1 protein-coding gene is annotated in these 252 nt (G+C 59.1%); it reads right to left on the minus strand.

Going from position 1 to position 252, the window contains the following annotated elements; all coding sequences use genetic code 11:
• Positions 1 to 62: 62 nt before the first annotated feature.
• Positions 63 to 252: hypothetical protein (locus tag R0K30_RS22780; RefSeq protein ID WP_410613214.1), on the minus strand; the 190-nt coding region annotated here is incomplete at its 5' end.

The following is a 252-nucleotide window of genomic DNA, read 5'->3' on the forward strand; positions in this document are numbered from 1 at the left end:
CTCTGCTTCGGAACTTCGCCTACTTGACTGAGGCGTGGAACCTGCGGGATCACAAGAATGACCTACCGGCTGGCGAGGATTGGGTTGGCAAGGATTCGGCCTTCGAAACCGACTTCCCCGCGGGGACGTGCGTAGTACCCGATCCACACCAGGTGACTACCGGTCCACCTGCCCCTCGGCACCACTACGTTCTCGACTTCGATCTGCTCCCACAAAAGGTCTCCGACGCACAGCTCTTCATCGAACTCTTCG

Source organism: Bacillus sp. SIMBA_154 (assembly GCF_046536015.1).
Classification (GTDB): domain Bacteria; phylum Bacillota; class Bacilli; order Bacillales; family Bacillaceae; genus Bacillus; species Bacillus pumilus_P.